This window comes from Pseudomonas sp. LBUM1664, from assembly GCF_059695895.1.
This window is the reverse complement of sequence record NZ_CP166791.1, coordinates 2,419,379-2,434,115: the sequence shown is the minus strand read 5'-3', so window position 1 is coordinate 2,434,115 and position 14,737 is coordinate 2,419,379. Positions and strand designations below refer to the sequence as shown.

At 59.5% G+C, this 14,737-nt stretch carries 12 protein-coding genes and 1 pseudogene; 9 read left to right on the top strand and 4 right to left on the bottom strand.

The genetic code is table 11. The annotated features are described in order from the left end of the window. Window positions 1–14: 14 nt before the first annotated feature. Window positions 15–2,420: a DNA translocase FtsK gene (gene ftsK, locus ACA047_RS11435; RefSeq protein WP_497359284.1), complete on the bottom strand. Its 2,406-nt coding sequence runs from the start codon at window positions 2,418–2,420 to the stop codon at window positions 15–17. Window positions 2,421–2,782: 362 nt separating this feature from the next. Between ftsK and ACA047_RS11430 the strand changes: the two are divergent. The 4 genes and pseudogenes from ACA047_RS11430 to infA form a co-directional block, all read left to right on the top strand. Further along, window positions 2,783–2,935 (top strand): annotated as a pseudogene (locus tag ACA047_RS11430) (thioredoxin-disulfide reductase); the annotation flags it as partial. 133 nt (window positions 2,936–3,068) lie between these two features. Beyond that, entirely contained in the window at window positions 3,069–3,749 is a 681-nt protein-coding gene (gene aat, locus ACA047_RS11425; protein ID WP_497359283.1) for a leucyl/phenylalanyl-tRNA--protein transferase, read from the top strand. 56 nt (window positions 3,750–3,805) lie between these two features. Continuing rightward, window positions 3,806–4,513, top strand: coding sequence for an arginyltransferase (locus tag ACA047_RS11420; protein ID WP_497359282.1), 708 nt, complete (start codon window positions 3,806–3,808; stop codon window positions 4,511–4,513). A 100-nt stretch (window positions 4,514–4,613) separates the two neighbouring features. Further along, the gene (gene infA / locus ACA047_RS11415) at window positions 4,614–4,832 is read left to right on the top strand and encodes a translation initiation factor IF-1 (protein ID WP_002553999.1); all 219 of its coding nucleotides are present in this window, start codon (window positions 4,614–4,616) and stop codon (window positions 4,830–4,832) included. 278 nt (window positions 4,833–5,110) lie between these two features. Here the strand turns inward: infA and clpA are convergent, their stop codons facing one another. Together clpA and clpS are read right to left on the bottom strand one after the other, a co-directional pair. Further along, on the bottom strand, window positions 5,111–7,381 hold the full coding sequence (gene clpA, locus ACA047_RS11410) for an ATP-dependent Clp protease ATP-binding subunit ClpA (RefSeq protein WP_497359281.1): 2,271 nt from the start codon (window positions 7,379–7,381) through the stop codon (window positions 5,111–5,113). Between the two features lie 29 nt (window positions 7,382–7,410). After that, on the bottom strand, window positions 7,411–7,773 hold the full coding sequence (clpS, locus tag ACA047_RS11405) for an ATP-dependent Clp protease adapter ClpS (protein ID WP_003180089.1): 363 nt from the start codon (window positions 7,771–7,773) through the stop codon (window positions 7,411–7,413). A gap of 241 nt (window positions 7,774–8,014) precedes the next feature. On the opposite strand from clpS, the gene cspD reads away from it, so the two are divergent. After that, window positions 8,015–8,266, top strand: coding sequence for a cold shock domain-containing protein CspD (gene cspD / locus ACA047_RS11400; protein WP_497360309.1), 252 nt, complete (start codon window positions 8,015–8,017; stop codon window positions 8,264–8,266). Window positions 8,267–8,346: 80 nt separating this feature from the next. On the opposite strand, the gene icd is transcribed toward cspD, so the two are convergent. Beyond that, complete coding sequence (icd, locus tag ACA047_RS11395; protein WP_497359280.1) at window positions 8,347–9,603, bottom strand: NADP-dependent isocitrate dehydrogenase; 1,257 nt, start codon at window positions 9,601–9,603, stop codon at window positions 8,347–8,349. A gap of 481 nt (window positions 9,604–10,084) precedes the next feature. Here icd and ACA047_RS11390 point away from each other — a divergent pair, with 481 nt between their 5' ends. From ACA047_RS11390 to hflD, 4 genes are all read left to right on the top strand, one after another. Continuing rightward, window positions 10,085–12,310 carry an NADP-dependent isocitrate dehydrogenase gene (locus tag ACA047_RS11390; protein WP_497359279.1) on the top strand — a complete coding sequence of 742 codons (2,226 nt, stop codon included), beginning with the start codon at window positions 10,085–10,087 and terminating at the stop codon, window positions 12,308–12,310. 135 nt (window positions 12,311–12,445) lie between these two features. Then, window positions 12,446–12,892: an NUDIX hydrolase gene (locus tag ACA047_RS11385; RefSeq protein WP_497359278.1), complete on the top strand. Its 447-nt coding sequence runs from the start codon at window positions 12,446–12,448 to the stop codon at window positions 12,890–12,892. 59 nt (window positions 12,893–12,951) lie between these two features. Beyond that, window positions 12,952–14,076, top strand: a complete 1,125-nt coding sequence (mnmA, locus tag ACA047_RS11380; RefSeq protein ID WP_497359277.1) for a tRNA 2-thiouridine(34) synthase MnmA — start codon at window positions 12,952–12,954, stop codon at window positions 14,074–14,076. Then, window positions 14,073–14,696 carry a high frequency lysogenization protein HflD gene (gene hflD, locus ACA047_RS11375; protein ID WP_497359276.1) on the top strand — a complete coding sequence of 208 codons (624 nt, stop codon included), beginning with the start codon at window positions 14,073–14,075 and terminating at the stop codon, window positions 14,694–14,696. The genes mnmA and hflD overlap by 4 nt, the downstream gene beginning before the upstream one ends. The last annotated feature ends 41 nt before the right edge of the window (window positions 14,697–14,737 follow it).

The window sequence follows — 14,737 nt, the reverse complement described above, 5'->3', positions numbered from 1 at the left end:
GGCCGCTCAGGTCGTTAATCGCGCATCGGGCCCGGCGCCAGTACTTCGCGCGAGCCGTTGGTGTTCATGGCCGTCACGACCCCGGCCATTTCCATGGCTTCGATCATGCGTGCGGCGCGGTTGTAGCCGATCTTCAGCTTGCGCTGAACGGCGGAAATCGAGGCCCGGCGGCTTTCGAGGACGAACTGCACCGCTTCGTCATAGAGCGCATCGGTTTCAGCATCATCGTCGCCACCGCCACTGCCGCCCTCGAAACCGCTGCCGGCTTCTTCGACACCGGCGAGGATGTCGTTGTTGTATTCAGGGGCGCCACGCAACTTCCAGGCCTCCACCACGCGATGCACTTCGTCATCGGACACGAACGCGCCGTGAACACGGATCGGCAGGCTGGTGCCCGGCGGCATGTAAAGCATGTCACCGTGCCCAAGCAACTGCTCGGCACCGCCCTGGTCGATGATGGTCCGGGAGTCGATCTTGCTCGATACCTGGAATGCCATGCGGGTCGGAATGTTGGCCTTGATCAGACCGGTAATCACATCCACCGAAGGCCGCTGGGTGGCAAGAATCAGGTGGATACCGGCCGCCCGGGCTTTCTGGGCGATACGGGCGATCAGTTCTTCAACCTTCTTGCCGACGATCATCATCATGTCGGCGAATTCGTCCACCACCACCACGATGGTCGGCAGCTTGTGCAACAGCGGCGCTTCATCGTGGATGTTTTCGCGGTGGTACAGCGGGTCGGTCAGCGGCGTGCCGGCTTCTTCGGCCTCCTTGACCTTGGCGTTGAAGCCGGACAGGTTACGCACGCCCATCTTCGCCATCAGTTTGTAGCGGCGTTCCATCTCGGCGACGCTCCAGCGCAAGGCGTTGGCGGCGTCCTTCATGTCGGTGACCACCGGGCACAGCAGGTGCGGGATGCCTTCGTAGATCGACAGCTCAAGCATTTTCGGGTCGATCATGATCAGCTTGGCGTCTTCCGGGCCGGACTTGAACAGAATCGACAGGATCATCGCGTTCACACCCACCGACTTACCGGAACCGGTAGTACCGGCCACCAGCAGGTGGGGCATTTTCGCAAGGTCGGTGATGACCGGCTTGCCGCCGATGTCGTGGCCCAGGGCCAGGGTGACCGGCGATTTGTGGTTGTCATACTCAGGCGTCGACAGCACTTCGGAAAAACGCACGATCTGCCGGTCTTCGTTGGGAATCTCGATGCCTACGGTGGTCTTGCCGGGAATCACTTCCACCACCCGCACGCTGGTCACCGCCAGGGAGCGCGCCAAGTCCTTGGCCAGGTTGGAGATACGGCTGACCTTCACGCCAGCGGCCGGCTGAATTTCGTAACGAGTGATGACCGGGCCCGGGTGAATCGAATCCACCGAAACCTCGACACCGAATTCCTTGAGCTTGATTTCCAGCAGATGGCCGACGGCCGCCAGGGATTCGGGGGAATAGTTGAGCTGTTTCTTTTCGGCCGGGTCCAGGATCGAGATCGGCGGCAAGGTGCCCTCCACCGCGCTGTCGACGAACAGCGGCGCCTGTTTCTCTTTCTGTACGCGCTTGCTCTGCTCCGGCGCCTTGGTCGGCGCCATGGTAATGACCGGTGGCACCTGTTTTTCACGCTCGGACATGTGCTTGCTCAGGGCCTGCTCACGCTCGATCAGACGCTCCTTGACCTTGGCCTGCTCGCGCTTGTCCGGGACCGTCGGGGCCACCACGTCGTGGACCCGATCGTCCACTTCACGCAGTTGCGCCACCAATTGCTTGCGTTCGGTGCGCGCCGCCCACCAGCGATTCATGGCGCCCTGGATCAGTTCGATCAGGTCGAGGGTGATCTTGCCGGTGACGTCCATGACCTTGAACCACGACAGGTCGGTGAACACGGTCAGGCCAAATAGGAACAGGGCAATGAACAGCAGTGTGCTGCCTTGGATGTTCAGGGCATTTTTGGCCAGATCGCCGAGGCTTTCCCCCAGCGCACCGCCCGCCCCGGCCGGCAGACCGGTGGGCGCATGAAAATGGATATGGGCCAGCGCGGCCCCGGACAGCACCAGGAACACCAGGCCGATCAGGCGCCAGGAAAACAGCCAACCGCTCCATTCCCACTGCTCGTGGCGCTGGCGGAAGATCTGATACGCCTTGATCGCCAGCAGCAACGGGAAGATGTAGGCGAAATAGCCCAGCACCATGAACAGGATGTCGGCGCTGTAGGAACCGGCCGGACCGCCGAAATTCTGCACGTCGTCGATCTTGCTGTTATGGCTCCAGCCCGGGTCGTCCTTGCCGTAGGTCAGCAGGGCCATCATCAGGAACAGGCACAAGGCACCGATGGCGATCAACGCACCTTCCTTGAGCCGGTAGTGCAGTTGCTGGCGCCAGAGCGGAACGACTGTTTTGGGTGCTGCGGTGGATTTCTTCAAAACGCTTCTTTTCCTGCGCCAATGGCGCGTCCATCTGTTGAATGACTAAAAAAACTGCTCATGACAAGCAGGTAAAAAAAGTGAATGTGCACAACCGGTACTACTTTTACCACTGTGACCTGCATCCAGAAAACCACAGGGTGTTGCCGAAGATTCGATCTTTAGCCCATCCTGCGTTCAAAACTCAAGCATTGTACGGGTTTGTCAGCCCCAAGGCATTGCCCGCACGCATGGTTACGGCATAGCCAGAAATAGGGTGCACAGGTGTCAATTGGAGCATGCATTCTCTTTTGTGACAAAGGCTTATGAGGTGTTTTTTATGAGCGAAGTGAAGCATTCACGCTTGATCATCCCGGCTCCGGCCCGGCGATGCCGAAGACCTGGCCAGCCCAGTGCTGACGGAACGCATGCAGCGGCACGCCGAGCGCTTCGACACACAGATTGTCTACGACCCTATCCACACCGCCAAGTTGCAACACAGCCCATCGGCGACGGCGGCACCCTACACCTGCGACCGACATTGAAAGCGCGTTCGATGCGCAGAAGTATCTCGATGACATCCCTGCCGTTTGACGGTTAACCTTTAGGCGGGCTCGCTTGTATGTATGTAGGCCCTCTGCGCCCTCCCCTTCTGCAAGCTGGATAACAATGCTGACCTGGTTACAACGCAACTCTTTCGATTTCCCACCTCTGGAAAAAGCCATGCGCGACCCGAACGGGCTGCTGGCCGCCGGAGGCGATCTGTCCGCAGATCGGCTGATCCAGGCCTATCGCCACGGCTGCTTCCCGTGGTTCTCCGAGGGTCAACCCATCTTGTGGTGGTCACCGGATCCACGCACGGTGCTATTTCCCGACGAATTGCATGTATCCCGCAGCCTGAGCAAACTTCTGCGCAAGCAGCGCTACAAAGTGACGTTCGACAAAGACTTTGCGGCAGTCATCAACGCCTGCGCCGCGCCGCGGGACTATGCTGAAGGCACCTGGATCACCGAGGCCATGCAAGCCGCCTATCTGGAACTGCATCGGCGTGGCTTCGCCCATTCGGTGGAGGTCTGGGACCAAGGCCTGCTGGTGGGCGGCCTGTACGGCCTGGCCATGGGGCAGCTGTTTTTTGGCGAATCGATGTTCAGCCGCGCCGACAACGCATCGAAATTCGGCTTCGCGACTTTGGTCCAACACCTCAAGGCAGCCGGTTTTGTGCTTATAGACTGCCAGATGCCCACTGAGCACCTGCACAGCCTGGGCGCCCGCTCGATCCCCCGCGCGACGTTCGCTGGCTATCTCAAGGCGCATCTGGACCAACCCAACCACGCAACCTGGGTTTGCTGAGCGACATTCGCGCTCCTGGCTTACACTTAGATTTACAGCTTATCCGAGGGTTGATCATGACCGAGTTGGCGCGCTTGAAGTTCTATGCCACTCAGCCCCACTCTTGCAGTTACCTGCCAGAGGAGCAGGCCACGACGCTATTCCTCGACCCTAGCCAGCCCATGGATGTGCACGTCTACGCAGACCTGTCGGAGATGGGCTTTCGTCGCAGTGGCGATCACCTCTACCGCCCCCATTGCCAGCATTGCAATGCATGCGTACCGGCACGCATTCCCGTGGCGCAATTTACGCCCAATCGCCAGCAGAAACGTATTTTCAAGCGCAACGCCGATCTTCAGGTCCGGCCGGCCAAGCCGCAGTTCAGCGAGGAATATTTCGACCTGTACCAACGCTATATCGAGCAGCGCCACGCCGACGGCGACATGTACCCGCCCAGTCGAGATCAGTTTTCGACCTTTCTGGTGCGCGATCTGCCGTTTTCGCGCTTCTATGAATTCCGCCTTGAAGGACGACTGCTGGGCATTGCCGTTACCGACTTGCTGCCCAACGGGCTTTCAGCGGTGTACACCTTCTATGAGCCGGACGAAGAACGACGCAGCCTGGGACGTTTCGCCATTCTCTGGCAAATCAACGAAGCGCGGCGCCTGGGGCTCGAAGCGGTGTACCTGGGATACTGGATCAAGAACTGCAAAAAAATGAATTACAAGACCCAATATCGGCCCATCGAACTGCTGATTAACCAGCGATGGGTTGTCCTTAGTTAGAACCCCTTGGCTTGCCCCCCCTTTTTCGGGCACAATGCACGCCGCTTTTGCCTGGCGCAGTTGCACCGGGCCATTCACTGGATACCGAGGGCTTTACTGCATGTCGAAAGAAGACAGCTTCGAAATGGAAGGCACTGTCGTCGACACCCTGCCCAACACCATGTTTCGTGTGGAGTTGGAAAATGGGCACGTCGTAACCGCGCATATCTCCGGCAAGATGCGCAAGAACTACATTCGTATTCTTACCGGTGACAAAGTGCGCGTCGAGCTGACGCCCTATGACTTGAGCAAAGGGCGCATCACTTACCGCGCTCGCTAACAAGTCAATACAAAACGCCCGGCTGATGCCGGGCGTTTTTGTTTGTCCGCGCTAATAATCACCTCACCACCCTGTGGGAGCGAGCCTGCTCGCGATGAGGCCGGCACATTCGACATTAATGCAAGCTGACCCACCGCTATCGCGAGCAGGCTCGCTCCCACAGGAGATTTGTGGTGGATGCAAATCCTGCAGCCACCCCAGCACCTACAGGGCTGGGTGTTTTCTGAAGTTAGCAAAAAGGCGCCTTTGGGCGCCTTTTGCTTTATTGCTTCTAGCGATCAGGCCATTTCGGCCGTGGTTTCGAAGTCGAAGGTCAGTTCACCGTCCTTGATGTCGATGTGAACCACACCGCCATGCTCGGCCAGTTCGCCAAAGAGGATTTCCTCGGCCAGCGGACGCTTGATCTTGTCCTGGATCAGGCGTGCCATCGGCCGTGCCCCCATCGTCACATCGTAACCCCCCGCCGCCAGCCAGCTGCGGGCCGCATCGGTGACCTCCAGCAGCACACGCTTGTCTTCGAGCTGCGCCTGAAGTTCGGTAAGGAACTTGTCCACCACGCTTTTGATGACCTCATGGCTGAGGCGACCAAACTGGATAATGGTGTCCAGGCGATTGCGGAATTCAGGCGTGAAGCTCTTCTTGATCACTTCCATCGCATCAGACGAGTGGTCCTGATGGGTGAAACCGATCGAAGCGCGGGCTGCAGTTTCGGCACCGGCGTTCGTGGTCATGATGATGATCACGTTGCGAAAGTCTGCCTTGCGCCCGTTGTTGTCGGTCAGCGTACCGTGGTCCATGACCTGCAGCAGCAGGTTGAAGACTTCCGGATGCGCCTTCTCGATTTCATCGAGCAACAGCACGCAGTGGGGCTGCTTGGTGACGGCCTCGGTCAGCAGGCCGCCCTGATCGAAACCGACATAGCCCGGAGGCGCACCGATCAGACGCGAAACGGTGTGACGCTCCATGTACTCGGACATGTCGAAACGAACCAGCTCGATGCCCAGTGCCTTGGCCAGTTGCCGCGCGGCCTCGGTCTTGCCCACACCGGTAGGCCCGGCGAACAGGAAGGAACCCACCGGCTTGTCCGGAGACTTGAGACCGGCGCGGGACAGTTTGATGGCGGTCGACAGCGAGTCGATGGCCGCATCCTGACCGAACACCGTCAACTTCAGGTCGCGTTCCAGGTTACGCAGCAGCTCCTTGTCGGAACTGGTGACGTGCTTGGGCGGAATCCGCGCGATTTTCGCCACGATGTCCTCGACCTGAGGCACTTCGATGCGTTTGACGCGCTTCTCGACCGGTTGCAGGCGCTGATAAGCACCCGCCTCGTCGATGACATCGATGGCCTTGTCCGGCATGTGCCGGTCATTGATATAACGCGAGGCCAGCTCAGCGGCGGCGCGCAGGGCTTCGTCACTGTACTCAATGTTGTGGTGCAGCTCGAAACGCCCCTTCAGGCCCCGCAGGATGCCAATGGTGTCTTCCACCGAAGGCTCCGACACATCGACCTTCTGGAAACGCCGGGCCAAGGCTCGGTCTTTCTCGAAGATCCCGCGAAACTCTTGGAACGTAGTCGACCCGATGCAACGGATATCGCCCGAGGACAGCAGCGGCTTGAGCAGGTTCGAGGCATCCATGACGCCACCGGACGCAGCCCCTGCACCGATGATGGTGTGGATTTCGTCGATGAACAGGATCGCCTGCGGACGTTTTTTCAGTTCGCCGAGCAACGCCTTGAAGCGCTTCTCGAAATCGCCGCGGTACTTGGTACCAGCCAGCAAGGCACCCAGGTCGAGGGAATACACCACGCTGTTGGCCAGCAGGTCTGGCACTTGGTTGTCGACGATGCGCTTGGCCAGGCCTTCGGCAATAGCGGTTTTACCCACGCCCGCCTCGCCCACCAGCAACGGGTTATTCTTGCGACGCCGAGCCAGGATCTGTGCGACGCGCTCGACTTCGGCCTCACGTCCGACGAGCGGATCAATACGACCCTGACGCGCCAGCTCATTCAGATTACTGGCATAGGCATCCAGCGGATTGCCTGAAGAAGAAGACTCGCCGCCCTCGTCGTCCTGCATATCCTGCTCACCCTCGGAATGATCGCCATGCCCCGGCACCTTGGAGATGCCATGGGCGATGTAGTTGACCACATCGATACGTGCAACGCTCTGCTGCTTGAGCAGGAAAACCGCCTGGCTTTCCTGTTCGCTGAAGATAGCAACCAGTACGTTGGCACCGGTCACTTCACGCTTGCCCGAGCTCTGGACATGAAAGACAGCACGCTGCAGGACACGCTGGAAGCCCAGGGTTGGCTGGGTTTCCCGATCTTCGTCATGAACGGGGATCAGTGGCGTGGTGGAGTCGATGAACTCCTGCAGATCATGCTTGAGTTTATCGAGGTTCGCGCCGCAGGCACGCAAAACGGTGGCGGCAGCCTCGTTATCCAATAGGGCCAACAGCAGGTGTTCGACGGTCATGAATTCATGACGCTTCGAACGAGCCTCCTTGAAGGCAAGATTGAGGGTGACTTCGAGCTCGCGGTTTAACATAGCTTCACCTCATACCCAAGTGGTCGGCGTTAACCGTCCTTCTCGATTTCACAGAGTAGCGGATGCTGGCTTTCCCGGGCGTACTGGTTGACCTGCATGGCCTTCGTCTCGGCGATGTCGCGGGTAAACACTCCACATACTGCCCGTCCCTCTGTATGGACGGCCAGCATGACCTTGGTCGCCAGCTCGCGATTCAGGTTAAAAAACACCTCGAGCACTTCGACGACGAAATCCATCGGTGTGTAGTCATCGTTGAACAAAACCACCTTGTACATCGGCGGCGCCTGTAATGCAGGCTTTGCTTCCTGAACAGCAATGCCTGCGGAATCGTCGTCGTGTAGATCCGGGCGATCCTGATTGAATGTTAGTCGAATCTGGCTGACTGCATGCATGGAAAGAAAGGTTCGTTTAGTTGGCGAATACAGTGATGGGGGCGCCTAGGGGCGATTTCAACCGCGACCACCCGGTCACCTTGACTATCGGGAAAACGGTGTTACAACCAATAGAGCCCACCGTGGGTTAAAAAGGTCCGTGGAATCTATCCTGTTTGCAAGATTAGACTGCGGATGAACTGGATGATACTCCAGTGATGGGGTGCGTTGCAGAGGGATATGGGTTATGTCGGTCGTCAAGATGAGTGGCAAGGTGAAATGGTTCAACAATGCCAAAGGCTACGGCTTTATCCTCGAAACCGGCAGGGAAGAGGACCTTTTCGCCCATTACTCGGCAATCAACATGGAAGGCTATAAAACCCTGAAGGCCGGGCAGCCTGTGACATTTGAAGTCATCCAGGGTCCCAAGGGCCTACACGCGGTCAATATTGCACCGATCAAAGAAGACGCCCCCCTCGTCCCCGTCAAGGTCAGGATCACTGAGACCCACTGACCGACGGTCACTGCCCAGATAAAATAAAAATGCCCGACTCGATCACTCGAGCCGGGCATTTGTGCTGAGCGCCGATTCGCTTACATGTGCGAGATCATTGCATCGCCGAAGCCCGAGGAGGACATCAGCTTGGCGCCTTCCATCAGGCGTTCGAAGTCATAGGTCACGGTCTTGGCCGAAATTGCGCCGTTGGTGCCCTTGATGATCAGGTCGGCCGCTTCGATCCAACCCATGTGACGCAGCATCATTTCCGCCGACAGGATCAGCGACCCCGGGTTGACCTGGTCCTTGCCGGCATACTTGGGCGCGGTACCGTGGGTGGCCTCGAACATCGCCACGGTGTCGGACAGGTTGGCGCCCGGCGCGATACCGATACCGCCCACTTCCGCCGCCAAGGCATCGGAGAGGTAGTCACCGTTGAGGTTCAGGGTCGCGATCACGTCATATTCGGCCGGACGCAGCAGGATCTGCTGCAGCATCGCATCGGCGATGGCGTCCTTGACGATGACATTTTTGCCGGTTCTCGGGTTCTTGAACTGCATCCACGGCCCGCCGTCGAGCAGGGTCGCGCCGAACTCCTCGGCCGCCACTTCGTAGGCCCATTCCTTGAAGGCACCTTCGGTGAACTTCATGATGTTGCCTTTATGCACGATCGTCAGCGAATCGCGGTCGTTGTCGACAACATACTGCAAGGCCTTGCGGGCCAGACGCTGGGTGCCCTGCTTGGAAACCGGCTTGATGCCGATGCCGCAGTTTTCGTCGAAACGGATCTTGGTCACACCCATTTCTTCTTTCAGGAACTTGATGACCTTGGTGGCTTCGGCCGAACCGGCCTTCCACTCGATGCCAGCGTAGATGTCTTCGGAGTTCTCGCGAAAGATCGTCATGTCCACGTCGCCAGGCTTCTTGACCGGGCTCGGCACACCTTCGAACCAGCGCACCGGACGCAGGCACACATACAGGTCAAGCTGCTGACGCAGGGCCACGTTCAGCGAACGGATGCCACCACCGACCGGCGTGGTCAGCGGGCCCTTGATGGAAACCACGTAGTCCTTGACCGCGTCCAGGGTTTCCTGGGGCAGCCAGGTATCCTGATCGTAAACCTGAGTCGCTTTCTCACCGGCATAGACTTCCATCCAGGAAATCTTGCGCTTGCCGCCATAGGCCTTCTGAACCGCAGCGTCCACAACCTTGATCATGACCGGACTGATATCAACGCCAATGCCGTCGCCTTCGATGAAGGGGATGATCGGGTTGTCGGGAACATTAAGAGAATGGTCTGCATTGACGGTGATTTTGTCACCGACGGCCGGAACCTGAATCTTTTGATACCCCATGCTGAACTCCATTGCTTGGATTGAACATCTGGCTGCGTTCGAGCGTACCCCAGTTGAATCGGCGCGCAAACCCTACGTTCGACTCATCTGGCACAAAGCGGTGCAGTTCGCCGCGTACAAGCCTGAAAACCAAGGGAAAAGCGCCAAACATGAGCATAGCTCGCCTGCCCCGTCCTGCGACGTTTAGACCAATGGACGAGTACGGAAGTATATGAACCATCGGCAGATTGCCAGCTACCTATGTATAATGCCGCCGCTGACCATCGGGTCACGCCGGCTGACCGCTCTATCATAGGAGTTTTGGCCCGTTTAAAGCCGGTCCGCTACCGCGGCCCGACCGCTTGACGCTCGACTGATGCACCCAACATCACCGCGAAGAAAACTCGACATTCGGCTCATGGATGACTTTGAACGAACGCGCTTACCCGGCGCCCCTCGAGTTTCTGCGCATGCTTTAGCAAAGAAGAGAGTTAATCCGAATATGCCCACCCGCTCGAAGATCATCTATACCTTCACCGACGAAGCTCCCGCCCTCGCCACCTATTCGCTGCTGCCGATCGTCGAGGCCTTTACCGCTTCGGCCGATATCGCCGTGGAAACCCGCGATATCTCCCTCGCAGGGCGCATCCTGGCCAGCTTCCCCGAGCAACTGGGTGACAAAGCCGTAGCCGACCACCTCGCCGAGCTGGGCGACCTGGCCGTCACGCCTGAAGCCAACATCGTCAAGCTGCCGAACATCAGCGCCTCGGCACCGCAACTGCAGGCCGCGATCAAGGAATTGCAGGCCCAGGGCTACGCACTGCCGGACTACCCGGAAACCGTAACCAGCGACGCCGACAAAGAAGCCAAGGCCCGTTACGACAAGATCAAGGGCAGCGCCGTGAACCCGGTCCTGCGCGAAGGCAACTCCGATCGTCGCGCCCCGCTGTCGGTCAAGAACTATGCCCGCAAGCACCCGCACAAAATGGGCGCCTGGGCTGCCGACTCCAAGTCCCACGTGGCCCACATGAGCGCCGGTGATTTCTACGGCAGCGAAAAAGCCGCCCTGATCGACGCCGCGGGCAGCGTGAAGATCGAGCTGATCGCTCAGGATGGCACTGCCACTGTCCTGAAGGAAAAAACCACCGTACAAGCCGGTGAGATCCTCGACTGCGCCGTGATGAGCAAAAAAGCCCTGCGCAACTTCATCGCCGCTGAAATCGAAGACGCCAAGCAAAAAGGCGTGCTGCTGTCGGTTCACCTCAAGGCCACCATGATGAAGGTCTCCGACCCGATCATGTTCGGTCAGATCGTGGCCGAGTTCTACAAAGATGCCCTGGCCAAGCACGCAGAAGTGCTGGAGCAGATCGGCTTCAACCTGAACAACGGCATTGGCGACCTGTACGCCCGCATCAAGGCCCTGCCGGCCGAGCAGCAGGCGCAGATCGAAGCTGACATCCAGGCGGTCTACGCTGAGCGCCCATCCCTGGCAATGGTCAACTCCGACAAAGGCATCACCAACCTGCACGTGCCGAGCGACGTCATTGTCGACGCCTCGATGCCGGCCATGATCCGTGACTCCGGCAAAATGTGGGGCACCGATGGCCAACTGCACGACACCAAGGCGGTGATCCCGGATCGCTGCTACGCCACCATCTACCAGGCGACAATCGAAGACTGCAAGCAACACGGCGCCTTCGATCCGACCACCATGGGCAGCGTGCCGAACGTTGGCCTGATGGCCAAGAAAGCCGAAGAATACGGCTCCCACGACAAGACCTTCCAGATCAAGGCCGACGGCGTGGTGCGTGTTTCGGACAGCAACGGTCTCACCCTGCTGGAGCAGAGCGTCGAGGCTGGCGACATCTTCCGCATGTGCCAGACCAAAGACGCACCGATCCAGGATTGGGTCAAACTGGCCGTCAACCGTGCTCGCGCCAGCAGCACCCCGGCGATTTTCTGGCTGGACCCGATGCGCGCCCATGACGGCGTGATGATCGAGAAAGTTCAGGCTTACCTGAAAGGGCTCGACACCACTGGCCTGGACATCCGCATCATGGCGCCAGTCGACGCGATGAAGTTCACCCTGGCCCGCACCCGCGAAGGCAAGGACACCATCTCGGTGACCGGCAACGTACTGCGCGACTACCTGACCGACCTGTTCCCGATCATGGAACTGGGCACCAGCGCCAAGATGCTGTCGATCGTGCCGCTGATGAACGGCGGTGGCCTGTTCGAAACCGGCGCTGGCGGTTCGGCGCCCAAGCACGTTCAGCAACTGTTAGAAGAAAACTTCCTGCGCTGGGATTCCCTGGGCGAGTTCCTGGCCCTGGCCGCGTCCCTCGAGCATCTGGGTGTGACGTACAACAACCCTAAAGCCCTGGTGCTGGCCAAGACCCTGGACCAGGCCACCGGCCAGTTCCTGGACAACAACAAGTCGCCATCGCGCAAAGTCGGCAACATCGACAACCGCGGCAGCCACTTCTACCTGGCGCTGTACTGGGCCCAGGCCCTGGCCGCCCAGAGCGAAGACACAGCCCTGCAAGCACAGTTCAGCCCGCTGGCCAAGACCCTGACCGAGAACGAAGCGACCATCGTCGCCGAACTCAACGCTGTACAGGGCAAGCCAGTGGACATCGGTGGCTACTACCACGCCGACGCCGAGCTGATCAGCAAGGCCATGCGCCCAAGCAACACCTTCAACGCGGCGATTGCTGCGCTGGTCTAAGGTTGTAAGGGAACATCACAAACCCCGGCCTGGTGCCGGGGTTTGTGTTTCTGGCCTTCACACATTTCCCCTGTGGGAGCGAGCCTGCTCGCTCCCACATTTGACCGTGTTTGAATATTGAATCGAGGACGCTTCATGGACTGGAAACCCCACATCACCGTCGCCACCATCGTCGAAGACAACGGCCGCTTCCTGATGGTGGAAGAATCAAAAGGCGGACGAGCGGTGCTCAACCAGCCCGCCGGCCACCTGGACCCAAACGAAACCCTGATCGAAGCCGCCGTGCGCGAAACCCTGGAAGAAACCGGCTGGGACGTCGAACCCACCAGCGTGGTGGGCATTTATCTGTACACCGCCCCGAGCAATGGCGTGACCTACCAGCGGGTCTGTTTCGCTGCCAAGGCCTTGAGCCACCACCCCGGCTATCAACTGGACGACGGCATCCTGGGCGCCAAATGGCTGACCCGCAACGAACTGCTCGAACAGCGCGACCACTGGCGCAGCGAGCTGATCATCCGCTGTATCGACGATTATCTGGCCGGCCATCGCCACAGCCTGACGCTGATCCGTCCTTCTCTTTAGCCTTGCGCGCCCGGGCCTGATAGAATCGCGTCCTTTTTCAAGACACTCATTGAATTCCTATGCGTGATCCAGCCCCTTCTGACACACCAAAGAAGCGCGTCATTGTCGGCATGTCCGGCGGCGTGGACTCTTCCGTTTCCGCCCTACTGCTGATCGAGCAGGGTTATGAGGTGGAAGGCCTGTTCATGAAGAACTGGGAAGAAGACGACGGAACCGAATACTGCACCGCCATGGACGACCTCGCGGACGCCCAGGCCGTTTGCGACAAGATCGGCATCAAGCTGCACACCGCCAACTTCGCCGCCGAATACTGGGACAATGTGTTCGAGCACTTCCTGGCCGAATACAAGGCCGGCCGCACGCCGAACCCGGACATCCTCTGCAACCGTGAAATCAAGTTCAAGGCGTTCCTCGACTACGCCATGATGCTGGGTGCCGACCTGATCGCCACCGGCCACTATGTGCGCCGCCGCGACGTCGATGGCCGCACTGAACTGCTCAAGGGCCTGGATCCGAACAAGGACCAGAGCTACTTCCTGCATGCCGTGGGCGGCGAACAGATCGCCAAGACCCTGTTCCCGGTGGGCGAACTGGAAAAGCCCGCAGTGCGCGCGATTGCCGAAAAGCACGACCTCGCCACCGCCAAGAAGAAGGATTCCACCGGAATCTGCTTCATCGGCGAGCGGCGCTTCAGCGACTTTCTCAAGCAATACCTGCCGGCCCAGCCGGGCGAAATCAAGACCTCCTCAGGCGAGGTCATCGGCCGTCACCACGGCCTGATGTACCACACCATCGGCCAGCGTCAGGGCCTGGGCATCGGCGGGCTGAAAGATGCCGGCGAGGAGCCGTGGTACGTTCTGATCAAGGACCTGGAGCACAATGAGCTGATCGTCGGCCAGGGCAACGACCATCCGTGGCTGTTTTCCCGCGCCCTGCTCGCCTCCGACATCTATTGGGTCAACCCGATCGACCTCAGCGCGCCGCGCCGCCTGACGGCCAAGGTACGTTATCGCCAGAGCGACCAGCCCTGCACCCTGGAAAAAACCGCCACTGGCTACCGCGCCACCTTCGATGACCCGCAGCGAGCGGTCACACCCGGCCAGTCCGTGGTGTTCTACGACGGCGAAATCTGCCTGGGCGGCGGCGTGATAGAAGTCGCAGAGCCCTGGAGCAGCAAGGCATGACCCCGACCCAGGAGCAACTGACGGCGTTGGGCGGTGTGTTTCTCGCCGCCGTACTGGTGGACAGAATCGCCAGGACCGGCCAGGCCACCGAAGCGGGCCTGGGCTGCATGCTTGGCAGCCTGCTGGTTCGCGACCCCAAGGACACCCTGGAAGTCTACGGCGGCGACGACCTGAACCTGCGTGAAGGCTACCGTGCGCTGGTCGGTGCCCTGGAGCGCGACCCCAGCGCCCTGCAACGCGAGCCGCTGCGCTACGCCCTGTCGATGCTGGGCCTTGAGCGCCAGCTGGCCAAACGCGACGACCTGCTGGACACCATCGGCAAGCGCCTGCCGCAGATTCAGTCCCAGGTCGAACACTTCGGCCCGTCTCACGAAAACGTCATCGCCGCCTGCGGTGCGCTGTACCAGGACACCCTGAGCACCATGCGCCAGCGCATCCAGGTGCATGGCGACATGCGCAACCTGCAGCAACCCAGCAATGCTTCGAAGATCCGCGCCCTGTTGCTGGCCGGGATTCGCTCGGCACGGCTGTGGCGGCAGTTGGGCGGCCATCGCTGGCAGCTGGTGATCAGCCGACGCAAATTGCTTAAAGAGCTTTACCCGTTGATGCGCAACGAATAAGTCGCCTCAACCCACTTTTTGTACATCGTTACGCGTAATAC

Coding starts and splice junctions, on each gene's coding strand:
- hflD (WP_497359276.1), top strand. CDS start 14,073: ATGACCCCGACCCAGGAGCAACTGACGGCGTTGGGCGGTGTGTTTCTC.
- clpS (WP_003180089.1), bottom strand. CDS start 7,773: ATGCATGCAGTCAGCCAGATTCGACTAACATTCAATCAGGATCGCCCG.
- cspD (WP_497360309.1), top strand. CDS start 8,015: ATGAGTGGCAAGGTGAAATGGTTCAACAATGCCAAAGGCTACGGCTTT.
- aat (WP_497359283.1), top strand. CDS start 3,069: ATGCTGACCTGGTTACAACGCAACTCTTTCGATTTCCCACCTCTGGAA.
- clpA (WP_497359281.1), bottom strand. CDS start 7,381: ATGTTAAACCGCGAGCTCGAAGTCACCCTCAATCTTGCCTTCAAGGAG.
- ACA047_RS11390 (WP_497359279.1), top strand. CDS start 10,085: ATGCCCACCCGCTCGAAGATCATCTATACCTTCACCGACGAAGCTCCC.
- ACA047_RS11420 (WP_497359282.1), top strand. CDS start 3,806: ATGACCGAGTTGGCGCGCTTGAAGTTCTATGCCACTCAGCCCCACTCT.
- icd (WP_497359280.1), bottom strand. CDS start 9,603: ATGGGGTATCAAAAGATTCAGGTTCCGGCCGTCGGTGACAAAATCACC.
- ACA047_RS11385 (WP_497359278.1), top strand. CDS start 12,446: ATGGACTGGAAACCCCACATCACCGTCGCCACCATCGTCGAAGACAAC.
- infA (WP_002553999.1), top strand. CDS start 4,614: ATGTCGAAAGAAGACAGCTTCGAAATGGAAGGCACTGTCGTCGACACC.
- mnmA (WP_497359277.1), top strand. CDS start 12,952: ATGCGTGATCCAGCCCCTTCTGACACACCAAAGAAGCGCGTCATTGTC.